Genomic DNA, 20,254 nt, shown 5'->3' on the forward strand with positions numbered 1-20,254 from the left:
CTTATAGTATCTTTGGGAAAAGTATATTTATAATTTGCATATTAATATGTTATAATTTAATTTCTAAAACTACCAAAAAAGGACTGCCAGTAATGGTGGTCTTTTTTATACTGGTGAGATTGTACTAGGTTGAGCAAAAAAATGGAACTGAAAAAGTTATTTCTAATGAGGATAGCCCTCTTATGATGAAGTTTAATTCAGTGAATCTGCAAGCAAACATAAAAGAAGGAAAAAATTACGATTTTACTTTACGTGGATATAGAATACCTATACTTTCATGGTTTCCAAATTTAGATGGTGCCGAACCACAAAATTAGCACTATTCTTTAATAAAAAATCCGACTCATTTTTTAATGAGTCGGATTTTTTATTAAAGAGCTATTTCGTATTAATTTGTGCCATCATTTAATATGCTATTTTTAAATGATTTCCAAATTTGATAACTAATTATCTAAATTTCTAAATTCTATACCGCACTATCAATTAAACAATTATTAGATATATCTTCTATCTAAAACATCGTATTATCATTAGCTGCTTCACTTGGAATCTCTTGAATTACATCCCAGTGTTCGACAATCTTTCCATCCTTGTTACGAAATATATCGACTATAGCAACTTCCCTTATCTTGAGAATTAGTACGAGAATGTACATGAAGAGCAACTGTATCCCCTTCAGCTACTACACGTTTAATCTCTGCAGAGGAATTAGGATTTTTAACAAAATCCTCCTTAAAGAAATCCATGAAGGCTTTTCGTCCATCAGCAACAAAAGGATTATGTTGCTTATAATCTTCGCTAACATATTTAGGGATAATATCGATATTATGTTTGTTAAAAACTTCATTATAGAAATCAACTACCATCTTTTTATTCTTTTCATTTTCTTTCACTTCTTTTGATACAGAAGCAACATTCTCGCTCTTTATTGCGTTCCCTTTGTTATTACCGGTGGAAGCTTGATATACCAAAGTCGAAACTACTCCTAAAATAAATACAGAAATAATTGTTATGATTAAACTTTTCTCTAATTTCATATATACCTACCTCTTCTACTTAAATAAGTTTTCTTCTATAAAAAGTTTGAAGAAGGAGAAACCTTCCCCAAAATGTAATGTCAGGGGTAATGTTAGGAATTTCATTTATCCTAGCCCCCCTATACAAGACATATTAGAAACGATTAGCTCTAACTTAATACCTCATTAACAGTTGCACTGTCCACAATTTGAATAAACTTCTTAACCTTATCGTTCTCATCAAACTTATAAAGATGACAAAAATCTGCTACAAATGACTTCCCTGTAGCTTTATATGTTCCACTATATTTTCCATACACAATAACAGTATTGTTATTAAAAGTATAAATTTCATCTTTAGCGCTATAGTCATCCCATTCCGTGCCAAGACGTTCATGTACGTTTTTCACTACTTCATCTGGACCTATATAAGTACCTGCATATGGAAACCCAGCAGCTTCTGTCCAAGATACATTTTCACTTAAATACGTTTTGAACGCATCCAATTTCCCTTCGCCAGTTAACACATACGTTTCATGTAATAGTTTTTGATATTTATTCATATCATTAACCCCAAGGCATTTCTTTTGTTACAACTTTTGCACTTAATTCTAATACACCTTTATTTGCATAGTCTGGATATGCTGCTTCAAGTTTTGCCACAAAATCTTTTGAAGTTCCACTTTCCTCAGAAGCTTGAACCGCAGTTCTTAGATAATCCATTGTCGCAGTAAGTGCTTGATTATTTAGAGATTTTTCGATTGATCCATGGCTTGGTACAATTATGTCAGCATGTAATGCTTGTAACACTTTCAAGTTCTCAATCCACGCCTCCATCGCCGCTTTTGAGCTAGTATCCGCTAAGAATACATGTATTTCGTTAAATACATCAATACCACCAATTAATACTTTCAGCTCTTTATTAAATAAGCTAGTTCTGTAATGATCTAAGCCTACTAGTTCAAATGTTAACCCCTGAAAGTCAATCGCTTTTTCTTTAAACACTTGAGGTAATACCACGTTACTTGGCGCATTTTCTCCAAGGGCGTCTTTCCAAACTTTTAATTTCCCTAAGACAGAATGAACGATATGTTCAACAGTAGACTCCGTAGCATACGCTATAGCTTCTGGGTAAACGGCTTTAATGCTCTCTAATCCAAAGTAGTAGTCTGGATCCCCATGAATAATAAAGATTTTATCTAGAGATAAGTTGTTTTTTTTCAAATACTCTACAATTTCTTTCGAATCAGATTGAGTAAATTTTGAGTTTATTAAAAATGCATGTCCTGCTTTCTCAACTAATGTTGCTGTGACCATAAAGCTTTTTTCGTCCGAACTAAACACCGTTAATTTCACATCTTTTTGATTTGTATCGATTGTTTTAAACATAGTATGTTATTCTCCTTTTGTTAAAGTTATTAACTAATTATCATATTTTTATCTTGTTTCGATAAAATCTCCCACTCCCATTCATCTGAAAGTGTAATAGTACTGGCGAATATTCCGGAGATGAATGTCAGGTGTCCTAAGATAACATGTTTGCTACTATATCCTAAATTTTCTTAATATAAATTTTTAAAACGCGCTTCAATTTTATCCGGCGTCATTACGCCACCACCAATAGGAATAATTTGATTATCCTTTTGTAAAAGTAAGGAAGGATAGCTATTAACACCAAGCTGTCGAACTTTATTGAAATCATTTTGGACATCTATTATTGTTTCTTGAGCGTTTAAACGTTCTAATACTTGTTCAGGGTCCAAACCATGCTCGATTGCAATTTTGCGATATGTTTCAGGATCACTCAGACTTTGGCCCTCATAATAAAACGCTTTTTGCATAGCCGAAGTGAATTCTAATAAACGGTCTGGCGCTAATGAGCGTAAAGCTGAAAAACCAATTGCAGCATCTTTCGAATTCATTTTAAAAGTCCCTTCCTCCACCAATTTTTGATATGAAGGACCAAATTCAGCACCTGTAAGTTGATTAATTCTTTTATTTCCTTCTTCTATATATGAGAAGTTTTTCATTGGTAAATTATCTAAAAATAACCCTCCACATAAAACCGTTAATGGCACTTCAGTGTGGTTTTTGTAAAATCCTTTAATACTTTCTGAAAAACCATAGCACCATCCACAATATGCATCCCATACATAAATAAGGTTATCTTGTTTCGTCTCCATTTAAATCTCCTACCTTTTTTTTATTATCCAGCTCAACTAAATTTTTGGTTTATATAAGTACATCTTTTTATACCTTGTTCTTTTTTAGATACCTTACTATATTTCCCCAAAACTAATATTTCCAAAGAAAGATCCACCAAGGTTTTTAACAAAAGATAACGTTGCACCTTATTGCCCCGTAACAGAAAATACTAAAGCTTAGAATATGCATTGATTTGAATGTGTTAGTAACTTTCTACACCGGGTGGCAACGTATGGACCACCATCCTTAATTAAATATATAAATCATATTTTTAGCAGATATTAGTTGTAACTAAATTGATTACATCTTTATGTAACTATTTTAGTTACAACTAATATAGAAGTCAATTCTTTTTTTCGAAAACATTAAATTTCTACATTAATCTACAACCAATCCCACTCTTTAAAAAAATATATCAACGATTATTCGATTATATCGATCGTAACTCCGAATATATCAACGTTTCGACACAACATATCGATTTACCGACAAATTTCGAGCGCGTTATCTCCTAAACTAACAACCAATCCCACATCACATTCACCTACAAAGAAAAAAAGCACCAGGTCCCCCTAGTGCTCTCCCTCTAAAACAAATGACAAGCCACCTGATGCCCCTTCGCAATCTCAACCATCTTCGGTACTTCCTGTGCGCATTTTTCAGTGGCGAATTTGCAGCGCGTTCTGAATTTGCAGCCGGATGGTGAGTTTAGTGGGCTTGGTACTTCTCCCTCTAGGATTATTCTTTCTTTCCCAGTGTTTGTTGGATCTGGTTCTGGCATAGATGAGAGTAGTGCTTGTGTGTATGGATGTGCCGGTTTTGTGTATAGGTCTTCGCTGTCGGCAATTTCTACTATGTTTCCTAAATACATGACTCCGATTCTATCTGAGATGTGCCTTACCATCGATAGGTCATGTGCGATGAATAAGTATGTGACTCCTGTTTCTTCTTGAATGTCTTGCAGCATGTTTACGACTTGTGCTTGGACTGAGACATCGAGTGCTGAGATTGGTTCGTCACATAGGATAAAGTCAGGTTTTACAGATAGTGCGCGCGCGATGCTAATGCGCTGGCGCTGGCCTCCACTAAATTCGTGCGGGTAGCGATATAAATGTTCTTCTTTTAAGCCTACCTTTTTCAGAAGGTCTAAAATGATTTCTTTTTGTTCTTCTTTTTCGTAGGAACCGTGAATGTTCATCGGTTCGCTAATAATTTGGAATACGTTCATTGCCGGGTTTAATGATGCGTATGGATCTTGGAAAATAATTTGCATTCGTTTTCTATATTCTTTTAGTTCACTTTCTTTTAAACTTGCGATATCTTTTCCGTCGAATAAAACGTTACCTGAAGTGACATCGTGTAAACGAATGATGCTTCTTCCTGTCGTTGATTTTCCGCAACCTGATTCTCCTACTAAACCGAATGTTTCACCTTTTTTAATGGTGAAGCTAAGGTCATCGACTGCTTTTAATTGCTCTGTTTTCCTGCCAAATAGTCCTTTTTTAATAGGAAAATACTTTTTTAAGTTCCGAACTTCAATTAAGTTTTCTTCATGCATGTGAATCACCTACTGTCTTATCGTTTAACCAGCACATGGAACGTCTTTCGTTTCCGATTTCAAAATATGGCGGACGTTCTTTTTCACAAATGTCCATCGCATGCGGGCAACGCTCTGCGAATGGGCAACCTTGTGGCGGGTTTAATAAGTTTGGTGTTACACCTTGAATAGGAGCGAGTCTTTCTTTTACACCGTTCGATATTTTTGGCAGAGAGTTTAATAGCCCTTTCGTATATGGATGATTCGGCGATTGGAAAATATCAAGTACAGGTCCTTCTTCCATAATAAGCCCGCCATACATAACGATGACGCGCGTACAGTTTTGCGCGACAATTCCTAAGTCATGCGTAATAAGAAGTAACGCCATATTCGTTTCGTTCTTTAAGTTTTTCATTAAATCTAGTATTTGTGCTTGTATCGTTACATCAAGTGCAGTCGTCGGCTCGTCCGCAATAAGAAGGTCAGGGTTGCAAGACATCGCCATTGCGATCATAACCCGCTGCTTCATACCACCGCTTAGTTCATGCGGATATTGTTTTACCCTTTCTTCTGGCGACGAAAGGCCGACTTGTTTTAACAAGTTAATCGCGATTTGCTCTGCTTCTTTCTTTTTCACTTTTTGATGACGTATAATTACTTCCGTCATTTGTTTCCCAATTTTCACGACTGGATTTAGCGCTGACATTGGGTCTTGAGAGATAAGTGAAATTTGATTTCCTCTAATAGAACGTAATTCTTTTTCAGATTTAGAAAGTATGTTTTCATTATGAAAAAGGATTTCCCCTTCTTTCACTTTTCCTGGTGACGTAACGAGAGACATAACAGACTTCGCCATTACACTCTTTCCGCTTCCAGATTCCCCAACGATACCGACTACTTCTCCTTTATTTAAGCGAAATGTAACGCCGCGAACCGCTTCAACTTCGCCACTTTCTATGAAAAAAGAAGTTTTTAAATTTTTCACTTCTAGTAGTTTTTCAGACACGCTTCTCACTCCTTTCACTTAACACTTTAGTTTTCATGTCCGGCTCCTTTTGGTGCGAAAGCTTTCTTCAACGCTTCACCAATTACGTTAAAACTAAGTACCGTTAAAAGGATAAGGAATCCTGGGAAGAGCGTTAAATACCAAGCTTCACCAATATATCCTTGCGCATTGTTTAGCATGCTGCCCCAAGAAGAATCTGGTTCTCTAATACCTAAACCTAAGAAACTAAGTGATGATTCCATTAAAATCGATGTCGCAATCGTTAATGTCGCGGCGATAATAATGGTTGATAAAATGTTAGGAATGATATGTCTTACAATAATCATAAGTGATTTTTGTCCTGATACTTTTGCGTATAAAACGTACTCACGCTCTTTTACAGATAACGTTTCTGCCCTTACAATGCGCGCGGTGTCCATCCATGTTAGTAATCCGATAATAAGAACTAACGTCGTAATTCCTGGTTTTAAATACGCATTTAATAGTAGCATTAAAAAGAATGATGGAATTGACATAAGTACTTCAACAACTCGCATTAAAAAGTTGTCTAACTTTCCTCCAAAATATCCGCTAATTGTTCCGACTGCGGTCCCGATTGTAATAGAAACAACCATCGCAAGGAAACCGACCGCAAGTGAAACTCGTCCGCCATATAACGCTCTCGTTAAGTAATCCCTTCCGTAATCATCCGTTCCGAAAGGATGACTCATACTTGGTTCTTGTAAGCGATCTGGAATTGACATTTTACTAGGATCGTACGGCGATACGAATGCGAAAATTGATGCGACCGTTAAAACCGCAAGTATAATAACTCCCATTGCAACAAACTTATTTTTCGTAAAGCTATGTTTTATCGTTTGAAATCTCCTATTATTCATTCCAAATCACCCCCTCATTCGAATGCGCGGATCTACTACGCCATATAAAATATCAGCAATTAAGTTACCGAGAATTAACATGAATGATGATAGTAATGTAATTGCCATGATAATCGGATAATCAAATCTAAAAATAGCATTTACCCCAAGTGAACCAAGACCCGGCCATGAGAATACTGTTTCCGTAATAAACGCTCCGCCTACTAAACTTGGAATCGATAATCCGAAAATTGTAATAATCGGTATTAATACATTTCGAAGTACGTGATTAAATAACACCGTTTTCTTTGAAGCGCCGTACGCATATTGAATTTGTACATATTCTTCTTCTAATTGCTGAATCGTACTTGAACGAATATATCTCATATAAACAGATACGTTTTGGAACGCTAACACCATGCAAGGTAAAATGCCGTGTTGCACAATATCCCAGACAGAATCTTTACCTACGGTGCGCATACCCATACTCGGAAGTAGGTTCAATTTTAAAGAGAATAAGTAGACTAATAGTAGTGCAAACCAGAAAACCGGCATAGAAATACCAACGTATGAAATAAAGTTTACAATGCGGTCAAAGAACGAATTCTTTTTCACACCTGTAAATAGTCCAAGTGGTATTGCGATTACGAATGAGACGAGTAAAGATGATCCCATTAATCCAATTGTTGCAGGTAATCTTTCTGTGATAAGTTCCAAAACAGGACGATGATTTTGAAGTGAGTAACCAAAGTTTCCTGTTAAAATATTTTTTAACCATAAAAAATACTGCACGTAAATTGGTTGATCTAGTCCTAAACTTTTACGAATACGCTCAACATCAATTGGACTCATGTTTGGCGTAACAAAGTTTCGAACCGGATCCCCCGGCGCTAGTTTTATTAATAGAAAAGAAATAATAGAAATAACAAATAAAAGCGGAATTGCATTTAAAAGCCTCTTCGCAATTACTTTATACACAAACTTCCCCCCTCAAGCTAAAGAAGCTGATTTCCACCAGCTTCTTTATTGTTTCTTATTTCACTTCATAAATCTTAGATAGATCTTCAAACATTGTGACAGGAATTGCTTTCGCTTCTTTTAATCCATCAAACTTTTTATCTACTGCAATAACTGCTTTCGGATACGCGATTGGTAGATAAGGTACGTCTTCTCTAGCTGTCTCTTGAATTTTATGGTATAGCTCTGCGCGTTTTGTTTTATCTGTTTCAACTGCAGCTTCTTCCCATAACTTATCGAAATCAGCGTTTTTATATCGTGCATAATTGTATTCAGCATTACTTAAGAATAAGCTCTTATATGAATCTGGCTCAGGTCCCATTATGTAACCACCAAATGTAATATCATATTCTTTATTCTCTTTATCTAAGCCTTTTTCACTTGCCGCACTAGCATCTAATGCATTTAGTTCAACTTCTAAGCCAACTTCTTTTAATTTTTGTTGTGTATATAACGCTAAGCTTTCCATAATTTTATTATTCGTTACATACATCACACGTACTTTTTCCTTATCTTTCACGCCAGCTTTTGCTAATAAATCTTTCGCTTCTTTTTTATCATACTTATAGTCTTTAATATCTTTCGCATAATACATAGCGTCTGGCGTTAAGATTGAATTTGCTGGTTCTGCAAATTCACCTGAAACGAATGCTGAGTTAATCATTTCTTTCTTATCTAACGCATGCGCAATTGCTTGGCGCACTTCTTTTTTCTTCATAAGATCAGTATTCATGTTATAAGATAAGTAGAATAGTCTACCTTCAGGGAATGTCACCATTGAGAAGTTCCCAGTGCTATCTAATTTCTTAAAGTCTTGCGGCTCAATCATCTTCATGTTGATTTGACCATTTTGCAGTGAAACATTTGCTGTATTACGGTCTTTTACAACTCGGTATACGATAGAGTCTAATTTAGCTTTCCCACCTACATAATCATCGAATCGATCTAATTCAACGTACTCATCTGATTTATATTCTTTAAACTTAAACGGACCTGACCCTACAGGTTGTAAGTTTTTCTTACTCTTCGCTAAATCTGCTTCCCCTTCAAATACATGTTTCGGAATTGGGAAGAAATCATTCATCACACCTTCGAAAGATGCGCTTACTTGTGGTAAAACGAATTGAGTTGTTAACTCATCTACCTTTTTCACCTCAAGCGGCTTTCCTTTAAAAATAAAGTTTTCACGACTTGAGCTATTTTGCTTCTCATCTAAAATAGATTGGAATGTAAATGCTATATCGTCTGATGTAATTTTCTTACCATCATGCCATTTCAAATTATCTTTTAACTTCAGTGTCCAAGTTAATTGATCTTCTGAAGGCGTAAAGCTCTCAGCAAGAACAAACTTTTTCTTACCGTCTTCCATATGATATAGCGGCGCATATAAAGCTTGCTGCACAGTTAATGACACACGATCATTCGCATAAAGCGGATTCATCGTATCTGGATTATCGCTAACACCAATCGTTAACGCCCCTCCGTCTTTCGGAGTCCCTGATTTACTAGTGCTCGCTTGCTTCGAATCTTTTTCCCCTGAACAAGCAGCTAATGCAATAAATAATAGTAGGACAAATGGTAATACAAACAACTTCTTCTTCATATTTCGACCCCTCTCGACTATTTACACCTATAAGAAAACTCGGAATTAATACCGAGTTTTCTTATAGGTTTTAAATTACCACTACCGGTATGTATTGTCAAACTTTTTCGCAAAGGTAGAAAGTTTGTAATCTATTAATGCATTCTTGCGATAAACTATATTTATGCGGAGGAGAAAATAAAAAGACCACGAATAAGTAGCCTCATAAAATGAGTTAAAAAACTATCAACTTACAGAAAATCCCTCTAAAATGATTGCTTTATATGATCGAAAATGTAGAATGAAATTAAAGACAAAAAACACATTTAGGAGGTTATCATGACATTTGATGAATTGAAAAAAAACAAACCAACAACCTCATGGGTTGAGTATGATGAAGATGGGGAATTTTTTACTGAAGAAAATATAAGTGCAACAAATACAGTTCTTGACACTTACATTAACAATTTACAGCGATTAGGAGAGAATCCAACCGAAGTCGAAGTAATGCAAGTTGTTAAAGAGGTAGTTATTAAATTAAATGAATTAAATATCGAACATGACCATTTTATCGAAACAATGGAAAGAGAAGATCTCTATGAATTTATCGATACAGCAGCACGAATAGCTGGCTTAGAATCCGAGGAAGATATAACAGAAGAATGGCGTGAATGGTAAAAAGTTGCATCTCTAATAATTAGAGGTGCAACTTTTTCATATACCAATTGAATGAATGATTTGATGTCCGCGCAGAATTCATATATTTCAACATAATATTAAAAGGCTTCAATTATAAATACTAGCACACCCATCCCAACAAAAAAGACCACCAAAAGGCAGTCTCAAAACTGAATCTTATTCCCTACTCCTTGCTCCACCGCTTTCTCATACAAATACTTCGCAACGATAATATCTACTACCGCTAAACCAACTGATTTGAAAATAGTAATCTCTTCATCATTTTCGCGGCCAGCTTTTTCTCCGCTTATAATTTGACCAAGTTCAGCGTGAATGGCGTTTGCTTTGAATAGACCTTCTTTTATCGGAACTTGAAGGTCTCCTGTTTCGTCTAGTGCTGCTTCTTTTGATTCGACTACTACTTTGTTTGCTTTAGCTATGGCATGTGAGGGTAGTTCTTGCATGCTCGGTCTGAATGAGCCGACGGCGTTTACGTGGACGCCTTTTTGTAGTGTTTCTGAGAAGACTGGTGTGGTTGCGTTCGTAGTTGTGACGATGATGTCTGCTTCATTTGGATCCCTGTAAACGTAAGCTGGTTTTCCAAATTTCTCTTGTATATGTTGCGCAAATGCATACGCTTTTTCTTCTGTTCGATTGTATAAAATGACTTTTTCGATATCTCTAACCGCAAATATTGCTTCGGCAATTCCTTTCGCTTGTTCGCCCGTGCCAATAATGCATAAAGTTTTTGCGTTATGACGAGCTAAATATTTTGTCGCTACTCCTGATAAGGCGCCCGTTCGGATCATCGTTAAGTACGATCCTTCTAGAAGTGCGAGCGGTTCTCCCGTTTGAAAGTCTGATAGCATCACAATCCCGTTGATCGTTTTCTTTCCTACCTGTTTATTTTGCGGGACTACCGTTACTATTTTTACTCCAAGTGCCTCAAGCCCTTCCGCTACTGAAGGCATAATTAATGCCGTATTTTTCTCGTTCCCAAATGGTAACGAACCTCTTATTGGTGTAATCGTTCTTTCTGCGGAAAATTCATTTAAAGCAAGCGCCGCGTATTCAATAACTTCATTCATATTTACTAAGTTTCTTTGTTCGTTCGCGCTTATAACTAGCATATCTTTCCACCCCCTCCCCTTATCCTAACAAAAATCCTCGATTCAAATCATCTCTCGGATCTACAACGAACTGATGAAATCCTGTAATAAAGGCATTCCCCGTTACTTTTGGAACGACAGCTTCATATGTATCTACTGCGGTTACGGATAATACTTCTCCCTGGAATTTCCCATCAGTAATGCATTCATGGATGAATACTTCTCCTTTTTGCAAGGTAGCTTTTTCAAAAAGAGTTGCGATTCTCGCGGAAGTTCCTGTACCGCAAGGAGAACGGTCTACTTGCCCATCAGCAAAAATCGTTACATTTCGTAGCGTAGCACCTTTGTCTTTCGGTTCATCTGAAAAGATAACGCCGTATATTCCTTTCAATCCTTCTTCAAGTGGATGTTTCACTTCCATTTTGCTCTCTATATAATGTTTAATTTTACCGCCCCACATTTGAATAGCAGATAAATCTTTGAAATCAACTTTCAAACCAAATTCTTTACAGTCTACAACAGCGTAAAATGCTCCTCCAAACGCGATATCTACTTGAAATTCATAGTTATCTATTTTAATAGGAACGTCCTTTTTGTATACAAAGGAAGGGACATTTTCAAATGATACAGATTCTACTTCACTCCCGTTATATTTTGCATACGCAATGACTTCCCCAGCCGGGCTATCAATAATGAACTTTTGTTTTTCCCCCTTCACTTCAAACATGCCTGTTTCAATTCCAACTGTAATAACAGCGATAATACCGTGACCACACATCGTACTCCATCCTTCATTGTGCATAAATAAAACACCAAAATCAGCGTGGGCACTTGCTGGCGGTGTAATGATACAACCGTACATTCCGTGATGCCCTCTCGGTTCATACATAAGAAATTCACGAAGGTAATCCAAATGTTCCATACAGTAGGCGCGTCTTTCCAGCTGCGTTTCTCCTTTTATTTCTGGCACTCCGCCCGTAATAATTCGAAGCGGCTCCCCAGCTACGTGTGCATCAATCGTTGTATATATTTTACTAACCTTCATTTCGATCTCTCCCCTATACGTTGATACTCTTTTCATTGCAAATATCATGCCAACGCATAGGGTATAAATTTGTATGCATTTTTTAGAAAAACATACACTACTGTCTATTTTTTTATACACTGTCCAGAGGCTATGTTATGGGGGCCCCCTTGATACAACCAGTCTTATTATTTTCAATGTAAAGTTACTTCGCCCCCCAACATATACTGTTCAAAAGCAAAAAGGAAGTGATCCCATGTATTACGGAACAAAGGGCTGGTACGTAGCTGAACTTAAAAAATTAGGCGTGCGCTATCATGAAGGTCGAAAACTAGAAAGTTACCGCGGACACATATTACGCAATTTACTCATCGCACAACAAGAAAAATTAAAAGAACAGTAATAGACTCCTATCACAATATCAACTTATCGCCACCTGCAAACTGCCAATCAATCACACATCAAACTACACTAAAAAGGTCACCCAAACGGGTGACCTTTCTCTTTCTATTCACAAACAAGAATTTGTCTAGTAAATGATCCTTTTCTTGTAATACAGCGATCTGTAATTTCAAATCCTGCTTCATGGATCATGTCGTCCATTGTCTCCATCGTTACAACGACTACCTTTTTAGCGATGCGGCGTGCACTTGAAAGAATGGAGAGCTGGTCTTCTGGTGTGGCATGCGTAAATAGGTCGTACGGCATATCGATAATGGCAACGTCGTAGTTCTCAGTAATTTCCTCGATTGGTCCTTTTGTGACTGTTCCTTCAAATCCGAAATGTGCGATATTTTTTCTTGTTCCAAGAACTACAAGTGGATTTATATCTCTACCAACGATGTTAATCCCCATAGAAAGTGCTTCTACTACTACTGTTCCAATACCGCAGCACGGGTCAATTGCTCGTACTCCCTCTGGATTTGGTACAGCGATATTTGCAACCGATCTCGCAACACGTGTGCTAAGTGATGTCGAATAACTATGCGGTTTTTTTATGTGATGATACCAAACTGGTTCGCTTTCTACATAGTGCCCGAAGTACCAGCGTCCTCCAAGAGGAACAATCCCGAATACACGCTCTGGATTACGAACATCCGCTTCTCCTTCAATATGCATGCCAAGGTCTCGTTCAATAAGACGTCTTTCTCCATATTCAATTTTATTTTCTCCAACGAGGTCATTGATTTTAACGAAGATAACTTTAAACGACGCCCCCGCTAAATCAATTTGTTCCACTTGTTTTAAAATGCTTTTTAAGTCGTCCCCTTCATACATAACCTCAACGCGCTCTTTCATAAACGCACTTCTACTCGGGTCAATTTTTACATCACTTTTTAAAATATTAACGTGCGACTCCATTCCAAAGAACGAGCGCATTTCCAAGTAACATAAAGCACGCTCCTCCTCACGAAATGCATACGTATATATACAGGCAGGTGTTTTACTATGATTATTCAATCTATTATCATCCTCTATCGTTTAAAATTGTTATGATTACAATTACTCAAATACTTTTTTGTATATAAAATTAAATGATATCATATGCCGGAAATAAAGAGAAACGTTAATAAATAAAAGAGACTGCCAATGGCAATCTCTTATTATTTATTAACGGAAAGAAGACACGTTGTTACCCATTTCTTCATAGTAATCTAAAATACCTTGATAAATAGCTTCCGCTGCATTTTGTCTTTGCGCTGGTGTAGCTATTTTATCTGCATCACTTTTATTATCTACAAATGCTAATTCTGCTAATACAGCTGGCATTGTATTTTCTCTAATTACGTATAAATCGCCTTTTTTCACACCACGATCTTTTGTTCCCAGTGCATCTACAAGACGCTCTTGAATTTTTTCTGCTAGTAAACGACTTTCTGATACGTTAGGATTTGTTCCTCTTGCTGTCGCTGATTCATAGTAGAATGTTTCTGTACCTTGTCCATTTTTCTCTTCCGTGCCATTACCATGAATACTTACAAAAATATCCCCATTATTTTTTTGAGCAAATTCTACACGTTTCTTTAAAGAATCAGAAGCACTTGTTCCTGGACGTGTATCATCTGTACGAGTGAATAACACAGTAAATGGTGTCTTTTTCTCAAATATTTTCTGTAATCGTAATGATACATCTAATACAGTTTCACTTTCTTTCTCATAATAACCTGGATTACCTGAATCTGCTCCACCATGACCTGGATCAATAATAATCGCTTTTCCTTCTAAGAAATTCCCTTGCTTCACTGGATTTAATTGATTTTTATTAACCCATTGGAAACCAGCGCCCATGCGGATACGAATCCAGCTGCCGTTCTCTTCAATAACAGTTACTTGCTGTGCGTTATGTGTTCCCATTACTTTTGATGAAGAAGAAGCTTCTGCATAAGTAGTGAATCCTTCATTAATAACTTCTGTTTTCTCTACTAAAGGTGTCCATTTATCACCGTTACTTGTTGCAATTTTGATCCATCCATCTCGTTCTTCTTTAATTTCAACCGTTTGTGGGTTATGCTGATTCGCACTAATCCCAGAACTTAATGATGGTGCGTGATATGTAATGAATTTTCTATCTATGTACATTTTCTTTGTTTCTACTGGACGATCACTATTCTTGCTAAATTTATCTGTTTGCGCAGTAAGCTGAGCTGCTTGTTCACGCGTAATAGAATCATTCGGTTTCCAGCCATTCTCTGTACCTAAAGAAAGTTTTAATTCTACTAAAATATTAACTTCTTCTTTACCCCAATGATTCTCTAAATCAGCGAATTTTGTAGGAACTGGTCCTGTTACTTTGCTTTTCAGATTATATGCTCTTACAAGCATAGCTGCCATTTCAGCACGGGTTACTTTTCCTTCAGGATCAAATACTCCTGGTTCTCGCCCTTTAATAATATTCTCTTTTTCCATGGCTGCAATAAATGAAGCTGCCCAATTATTTTTTGCATCATTATAAGACGGCTTTGCATTCGGATCTACTTTAGCACCAATTGCTGTTGCGATAATCTTTGCTGCCTGGGCACGTGTTAAATTTCCGTATGGCATAAAGTTACCATCTGGCATACCGTTAATTACATTTCTCTCTACTAAATAATAAATTGCGTCTTTCGACCACGCACTATCTGAAACATCAGGAAATTTCTTCGTTTCTGCTAAACTACTAATTGGATGTGCTAGTAAATTTGCTGCTAATAAACCTGCGGCTATTGCTTTGTACTTCATGAAAAATAAATCTCCTCTCAAAACTTCATATTCATACAATTTTTTTATTCAAGCTAACTAAAAAATATTAACTATTAATTAATTCCTTTCATAGTGTATAACATTATATATCTATAGTAAATACGTTTCCGGCCTTATAACAAAAATCGCATATATATAACTTATAATGAATGTATATAAAATAAAACTTTAATCAACCCACAAATAGCAGGATAAAAAAAACGATTAGGACATGTCTCCTAATCGCTTCGCCAAATAAAAAGCTGATTAAAAATATTATTTTTTATCAGCTCTCTATTATCTATGAAATTATTCTTCAATTAAATTAGACATTACATATGCATACACTAATGCTTCTGTATGCGCAATAGAACTTTCATGTGTACGTTCAAATGCGTGAGAAGAATCAATACCCGCTCCAATTAAAGCATGTTTCACATCAAATCCCGCGCGAATCGCAGCTGATGCATCAGATCCGTAGTATGGATAGATATCTACTTTATATTCAATATGATTCGTTTTCGCAAGCTCTACTAAATGTTTACGCAGTGCGTAATGATACGGGCCGCTAGAGTCTTTTGCACAAATAGATACTGTATATTCATCAGATGTTTGTCCATCACCTAACGCTCCCATATCAACTGCTAAGTATTCAACAGTTTCTTCTGGAATGTTAGAATTACCACCGTATCCAATCTCTTCATTATTAGAAATTAAGAAATGCGTCGTATATGGTAATGTTACGTTTTCATCTTGTAATCTTTTAATTAATTTTAATAAAATCGCAACACTTACTTTGTCATCTAAATGACGTGATTTTATGTATCCACTCTCTGTAATTTGAACGCGCGGATCAAATGAAACGAAGTCTCCTACTTCAATTCCTAATTCGCGTACTTCATCAGCTGAAAATACGCGCTCATCAATACGAACTTCAATATTTTTCTCATCGCGTTTTGCTTCACCTGCATCTTTATATACATGTACAGATGTTTGATGCATTAAAATCGTTCCTGTATACGTCTTGCCACTTGATGTTTCAATTTCGCAATATTCCCCTTCTACAGAGTTCCAGCGAAATCCACCAATCATAGAAAGACTCAGGCGACCATCAGGCTTAATTTCTTTCACCATCGCACCTAACGTATCAACGTGTGCCGTTAATAAGCGGTGCTGCGCATCATTCTTCCCTTTTACCGTTAAAATAAGAGCGCCTTTATTGTTACGCTTCGTTTCTACGTTCCACTCACTGACATAGTTTTCAATGAAATTAATAATTTTTGCTGTATTTCCAGATGGACTCGGAATAGAGACAAGCTCCTTAATCAGTTCCATCGTTTCTTTCGTATGATGTGCCATTGTCGTTTCCTCCTCATTTTCTCTACTATTCAGTATACAAAATTCGCCAGAAAACCTCTACTTATATAGCTTAATTTTCTAAATTGTAGTAAAATTCTTTTTAGTATACAAAAGGAGTCCTGAAATATGAATATATCAAAAAAATATATACACATTGCACTCATTTGGTTTTTAGCATCATTATTTTGTTTACAAATCTCTTATGCCATTCATACTACTACTTCTATTACAATCGGCTGGATATTAACAGCTATCTTCTTCATTATTAGCTTCATTGCAACAAAAAAGCATAGCGTTACTCATTAACGCTATGCTTTTCCTATAAAACTATTCTTCTGAAACGTCTAATAAATAAATACCTCTTTCAAATCCACCGCGCTCTACTTCTTTTTTCTTACGAAGGCGTTCCACATCTTCAATCGATGCACCTTCTGCACGTGCTAATGAAATGATAACTTCTAGCGCATCCGCAAGAGAATCTAGCGCATGTTCGCGTTCTTTCATAGAAGCAAATTCACGAATTTCTTCTGTTCCAATTTTCGCTAAAGCTTGTATGTATGCTTGACCTGTTAATTTTTGTGCTGTATACGTTTTTCCAGACATTAAAATCTTCTCTGGAACACGATCTCTTACTAACTTGTTATATGCTGACATCATTCATCCTCCTATATTTAATAACATCCGAGCTCTGCTTTATAGAAAAACCATTTTTTCTTCACGCACGCACTTAACATATCAATTCCTGATCCATGTGCTCTTACATGTGGAAAGAAATAGTGCTCTAAGTCTTCGTCCTTACCATATAGAGTTTGATACTCATCTGGAATCGCTTCTTTTTTCACATCTTTTTCTTTCGTCACCCCGTCAGAAAATGCAACACTTGGATGTCCCTCAAAAAACAACGCAGTCCGAACTGCCAAAGATGGTGTACTATGCAAAGCAGAATATGTAAGCAAAATAATAGTGATAACACCGATCATTTTCTTCATGTATTACTCCTTAAAAAAAGTGCTAACACAATTATACTAAAATGTGTTAGCACTTTCTCCCCTTTATCCCGAATTAACGAGCTAATAATCAGTGAGGAATGGACAAACTTTATTCCCCTTTAAATGCTGGTAAACGTTTCTCTAAAAACGCAGCAATTCCTTCCTTATGATCCGCTGTTTGTCTCATTGCATATTGACCACGCTTTTCTAATTGCAATGTTTGCTCTAAATTAGAGCGATTTACTTCACATAAAATTTGCTTCGTTTGAATCATTGCTTTAATCGGTTTTTGTGACCATTCATTAATTTTTTGCTTCACAGCCGTTTGGAAATCTTCGCCGATTACTTCATCAATTAAGCCGATATCAAGCGCTTCGCTCGCCGATAATTTCTTGCCTTCCCAAATAATTTGCTTCGTCATATTTTCACCGACGCGCTTTTGAAGGAAGAAATGACCGCCTCCATCTGGAATTAAAGCGATTCCAATAAAGTTCATCGCAATAACAGATGATATATCCGCCATTACATAATCAGCTGTTAACGCAATACTTAACCCAAGACCTGCAGTTGGTCCATGAATTGCACTAATAACAAGCTTTGGCATCGTATATAACGTCACGACAACTTCAGAAATAGTATTCATAATGCCATCAAACTTACTTTCATCATTACTTGAAAGCATCGATTTAATATCCCCACCCGCAGAAAAACCACGGCCGTTCCCGCATAACACAACGATATGCGCAGAACTTTCCGCTACTTCTTTCAACTTTTGTAATAACTCTTTTAATGTCGGCTCATCTAACGCATTTAACACCTCTGGGCGATTGACCATAACCGTTGCAACGTGGCCTTCATATTTCACAACGACAGATTCTGTTTTACTTGTTATTTCCATTATATATACCCCTCTTTTCTCCATAAAGATTATACTTATATAATTATAGAGAACCATTGAAAAATCCTTCTTTTTTCTCAATTTTCTGTCTAATAATCTCGCAATTTGTACATATACCGTATAAAACATACAATTCCGTTGAAAAATATAGAAATTAAAGTCGGTTTATCCATGCTTTTCATCTATTTACCATTACAATGAAATGGTGTATTCTTAAGTTTGATAAAAAAACAAATATTGAAATTCATTCGCCTTACTATGTAAAAAAGGCTTTATACCCATCTTTTGGGTGTTGTAATAAAGGAATGAAGAACTGGAGGAACATATGGTTAATAAGTTGAAACAAACGGATAACTACTTCCCACATTTCCTATTGCTATTCATTGTGTTTCAACCAATTTTAGATTTATTAACATCTTTTTCAATCTATATACTACACATGAGCGCAACAGTTGGAGTTGTAGTCCGTTTCGCCTTTATGCTTCTTGCATTAGGATACCTACTTCTTCATCACAAACAACAAGATGCGAAAAAGTACATCCTCTATTTATGTTTACTCGGAATCGCACTCGCAATCGGTCTTGTAAATAATATGATGGTTAAATCTCCATTTTCATTTGGAGAAGAAGTTAAATTCATTTTAAAGAGCATATATCCAATTGTGCTACTGTTTGGATATATTATCGCCTTTAAAGAGCTAAAAAATAAAGAGTATGTATTTCATAAAATCATTACATATTTCTTATATGCAACTTTAATTTTAAGCATCACAATGATTGTCGCAATGCAAACTGGAACGGATTTCCCAAGCTATCCTCATTCAAAAATCGGTTCAAGAGGTTGGTTCTTCGCTGGAAATGATTTAAGTTCTCTTTTCGCCATTATGTTCCCAATCATTGTCTTATATTCGATTCATAAAACAACTTCTTTCTCGAAAATATATTACTGGATTCCAACAATACTTGCGATGTATGCAAGTATTATGGTCGGAACGAAAGTCGGATATGGCGCAATTGTTATTACATTAGGCGTAGCACTTTTCTTCTCATTCATTGAATATATGATAAATCGTAAAAAAGAAGGAAAAGGATTCACACATATTGTAAATACCGTTGTTGCCGCAGTTATACTAGGAGGTTTAATTGCTCTTACACCGCATACTCCTATCGCAAAAAATATGGGCATTCACATGCAAATATACGAATACAAAAAATCAGTACAAGAAGAAAAAGATCGAAAAGAAGGAAAAGTAATTAAAGAAGATCCAGAAGATGCAAAAAAACATGCAAAAGGTGAACTTACAGATTCTGAAATGAAAAGTTTGATTTACAGTGATCGCGACAAATTCTTAAAAACATACAAACAGTACTATAAAGACGCACCGCTTTCACAAAAACTATTCGGAATGGGTTACGCTGGTAACTACACAGATAAAATTAAATTAATTGAAATGGACTTCCATGACCTATTTTTCGCCTTTGGAATTGTCGGTTTCCTTATTTACTTAATACCACTTCTATACTTTGGTATTAAATTATTCATCCGCATGATCACAAACTTTAAGAAAATCATGACCGTAAAGTATATGCTATTAGCGAGCACACTCATTCTATCACTTGGCATTGGCTTTATGTCTGGCCACGTATTAACAGCGCCAGCCGTTAGTATTTTCTTCATTGTTATTCTCGCTTATATCATTGTTGATTTTGAAATTGAATAAAAAAGAAGGTGCTACGAAATATTAGTAGCACCTTCTTT

General features: G+C 36.1%; 20 protein-coding genes and 1 pseudogene. 4 read left to right on the forward strand and 17 right to left on the reverse strand.

Translation table 11 applies throughout. The features are described 5' to 3' along the window. Nucleotides 1-511: 511 nt before the first annotated feature. From ACO6VI_RS25885 to ACO6VI_RS25925, 9 genes and pseudogenes are all read right to left on the reverse strand, one after another. A pseudogene (locus ACO6VI_RS25885) lies at nt 512-1,037 on the reverse strand (ester cyclase). 149 nt (nt 1,038-1,186) lie between these two features. Beyond that, entirely contained in the window at nt 1,187-1,579 is a 393-nt protein-coding gene (locus ACO6VI_RS25890; RefSeq protein WP_001046367.1) for a nuclear transport factor 2 family protein, read from the reverse strand. Between the two features lie 4 nt (nt 1,580-1,583). Continuing rightward, nucleotides 1,584-2,405 carry a hypothetical protein gene (locus tag ACO6VI_RS25895; protein ID WP_000477272.1) on the reverse strand — a complete coding sequence of 274 codons (822 nt, stop codon included), beginning with the start codon at nt 2,403-2,405 and terminating at the stop codon, nt 1,584-1,586. A gap of 173 nt (nt 2,406-2,578) precedes the next feature. Then, complete coding sequence (locus tag ACO6VI_RS25900; protein ID WP_000448622.1) at nt 2,579-3,199, reverse strand: DsbA family protein; 621 nt, start codon at nt 3,197-3,199, stop codon at nt 2,579-2,581. A gap of 608 nt (nt 3,200-3,807) precedes the next feature. Further along, a complete protein-coding gene (locus tag ACO6VI_RS25905; protein WP_000544136.1) occupies nt 3,808-4,779 on the reverse strand; it encodes an ABC transporter ATP-binding protein in 972 nt (323 codons plus the stop codon). Then, nucleotides 4,772-5,764 carry an ABC transporter ATP-binding protein gene (locus tag ACO6VI_RS25910; protein WP_023521279.1) on the reverse strand — a complete coding sequence of 331 codons (993 nt, stop codon included), beginning with the start codon at nt 5,762-5,764 and terminating at the stop codon, nt 4,772-4,774. Before ACO6VI_RS25910 ends, ACO6VI_RS25905 begins: the two co-directional genes overlap by 8 nt. A gap of 26 nt (nt 5,765-5,790) precedes the next feature. Then, nucleotides 5,791-6,642, reverse strand: coding sequence for an ABC transporter permease (locus tag ACO6VI_RS25915; RefSeq protein WP_001065285.1), 852 nt, complete (start codon nt 6,640-6,642; stop codon nt 5,791-5,793). Nucleotides 6,643-6,648: 6 nt separating this feature from the next. Beyond that, nucleotides 6,649-7,599: an ABC transporter permease gene (locus ACO6VI_RS25920; protein ID WP_000278778.1), complete on the reverse strand. Its 951-nt coding sequence runs from the start codon at nt 7,597-7,599 to the stop codon at nt 6,649-6,651. Between the two features lie 55 nt (nt 7,600-7,654). Then, nucleotides 7,655-9,241 carry an ABC transporter substrate-binding protein gene (locus ACO6VI_RS25925; protein ID WP_098834262.1) on the reverse strand — a complete coding sequence of 529 codons (1,587 nt, stop codon included), beginning with the start codon at nt 9,239-9,241 and terminating at the stop codon, nt 7,655-7,657. Between the two features lie 318 nt (nt 9,242-9,559). Between ACO6VI_RS25925 and ACO6VI_RS25930 the strand changes: the two genes are divergently transcribed. Further along, nucleotides 9,560-9,898, forward strand: a complete 339-nt coding sequence (locus ACO6VI_RS25930) for a hypothetical protein (RefSeq protein ID WP_000141782.1) — start codon at nt 9,560-9,562, stop codon at nt 9,896-9,898. A 164-nt stretch (nt 9,899-10,062) separates the two neighbouring features. On the opposite strand, the gene ACO6VI_RS25935 is transcribed toward ACO6VI_RS25930, so the two are convergent. Both ACO6VI_RS25935 and ACO6VI_RS25940 read right to left on the reverse strand, forming a co-directional pair. Next, nucleotides 10,063-11,028: an ornithine cyclodeaminase family protein gene (locus ACO6VI_RS25935; RefSeq protein ID WP_098818791.1), complete on the reverse strand. Its 966-nt coding sequence runs from the start codon at nt 11,026-11,028 to the stop codon at nt 10,063-10,065. Between the two features lie 19 nt (nt 11,029-11,047). Further along, the gene (locus tag ACO6VI_RS25940; RefSeq protein WP_000868674.1) at nt 11,048-12,052 is read right to left on the reverse strand and encodes a proline racemase family protein; all 1,005 of its coding nucleotides are present in this window, start codon (nt 12,050-12,052) and stop codon (nt 11,048-11,050) included. A 106-nt stretch (nt 12,053-12,158) separates the two neighbouring features. On the opposite strand from ACO6VI_RS25940, the gene ACO6VI_RS25945 reads away from it, so the two are divergent. Then, nucleotides 12,159-12,434 (forward strand): YflJ family protein, encoded by a 276-nt coding sequence (locus tag ACO6VI_RS25945; protein WP_115609907.1) that lies wholly within the window; start codon nt 12,159-12,161, stop codon nt 12,432-12,434. A 104-nt stretch (nt 12,435-12,538) separates the two neighbouring features. Here ACO6VI_RS25945 and ACO6VI_RS25950 read toward each other — a convergent pair whose 3' ends face one another. From ACO6VI_RS25950 to ACO6VI_RS25960, 3 genes are all read right to left on the reverse strand, one after another. After that, nucleotides 12,539-13,492, reverse strand: coding sequence for a TRM11 family SAM-dependent methyltransferase (locus tag ACO6VI_RS25950; RefSeq protein WP_001059324.1), 954 nt, complete (start codon nt 13,490-13,492; stop codon nt 12,539-12,541). A 150-nt stretch (nt 13,493-13,642) separates the two neighbouring features. Further along, the gene (locus ACO6VI_RS25955; protein ID WP_000875328.1) at nt 13,643-15,250 is read right to left on the reverse strand and encodes an N-acetylmuramoyl-L-alanine amidase; all 1,608 of its coding nucleotides are present in this window, start codon (nt 15,248-15,250) and stop codon (nt 13,643-13,645) included. Nucleotides 15,251-15,559: 309 nt separating this feature from the next. After that, complete coding sequence (locus ACO6VI_RS25960; protein WP_000930086.1) at nt 15,560-16,609, reverse strand: M42 family metallopeptidase; 1,050 nt, start codon at nt 16,607-16,609, stop codon at nt 15,560-15,562. Nucleotides 16,610-16,735: 126 nt separating this feature from the next. Here ACO6VI_RS25960 and ACO6VI_RS25965 point away from each other — a divergent pair, with 126 nt between their 5' ends. Beyond that, a complete protein-coding gene (locus tag ACO6VI_RS25965) occupies nt 16,736-16,915 on the forward strand; it encodes a hypothetical protein (protein WP_001027083.1) in 180 nt (59 codons plus the stop codon). A 21-nt stretch (nt 16,916-16,936) separates the two neighbouring features. Here ACO6VI_RS25965 and ACO6VI_RS25970 read toward each other — a convergent pair whose 3' ends face one another. The 3 genes from ACO6VI_RS25970 to ACO6VI_RS25980 form a co-directional block, all read right to left on the reverse strand. Beyond that, nucleotides 16,937-17,263: a nucleoside triphosphate pyrophosphohydrolase gene (locus tag ACO6VI_RS25970; RefSeq protein WP_001277348.1), complete on the reverse strand. Its 327-nt coding sequence runs from the start codon at nt 17,261-17,263 to the stop codon at nt 16,937-16,939. A gap of 17 nt (nt 17,264-17,280) precedes the next feature. Next, nucleotides 17,281-17,598 carry a hypothetical protein gene (locus ACO6VI_RS25975; RefSeq protein WP_000738198.1) on the reverse strand — a complete coding sequence of 106 codons (318 nt, stop codon included), beginning with the start codon at nt 17,596-17,598 and terminating at the stop codon, nt 17,281-17,283. A gap of 109 nt (nt 17,599-17,707) precedes the next feature. After that, the gene (locus ACO6VI_RS25980; RefSeq protein WP_003269647.1) at nt 17,708-18,520 is read right to left on the reverse strand and encodes an enoyl-CoA hydratase; all 813 of its coding nucleotides are present in this window, start codon (nt 18,518-18,520) and stop codon (nt 17,708-17,710) included. A gap of 301 nt (nt 18,521-18,821) precedes the next feature. Here ACO6VI_RS25980 and ACO6VI_RS25985 point away from each other — a divergent pair, with 301 nt between their 5' ends. Continuing rightward, the gene (locus tag ACO6VI_RS25985) at nt 18,822-20,216 is read left to right on the forward strand and encodes an O-antigen ligase family protein (protein ID WP_000247522.1); all 1,395 of its coding nucleotides are present in this window, start codon (nt 18,822-18,824) and stop codon (nt 20,214-20,216) included. The last annotated feature ends 38 nt before the right edge of the window (nt 20,217-20,254 follow it).

The organism is Bacillus sp. PSXD-155 (assembly GCF_049310765.1).
Lineage (GTDB): Bacteria > Bacillota > Bacilli > Bacillales > Bacillaceae_G > Bacillus_A > Bacillus_A cereus.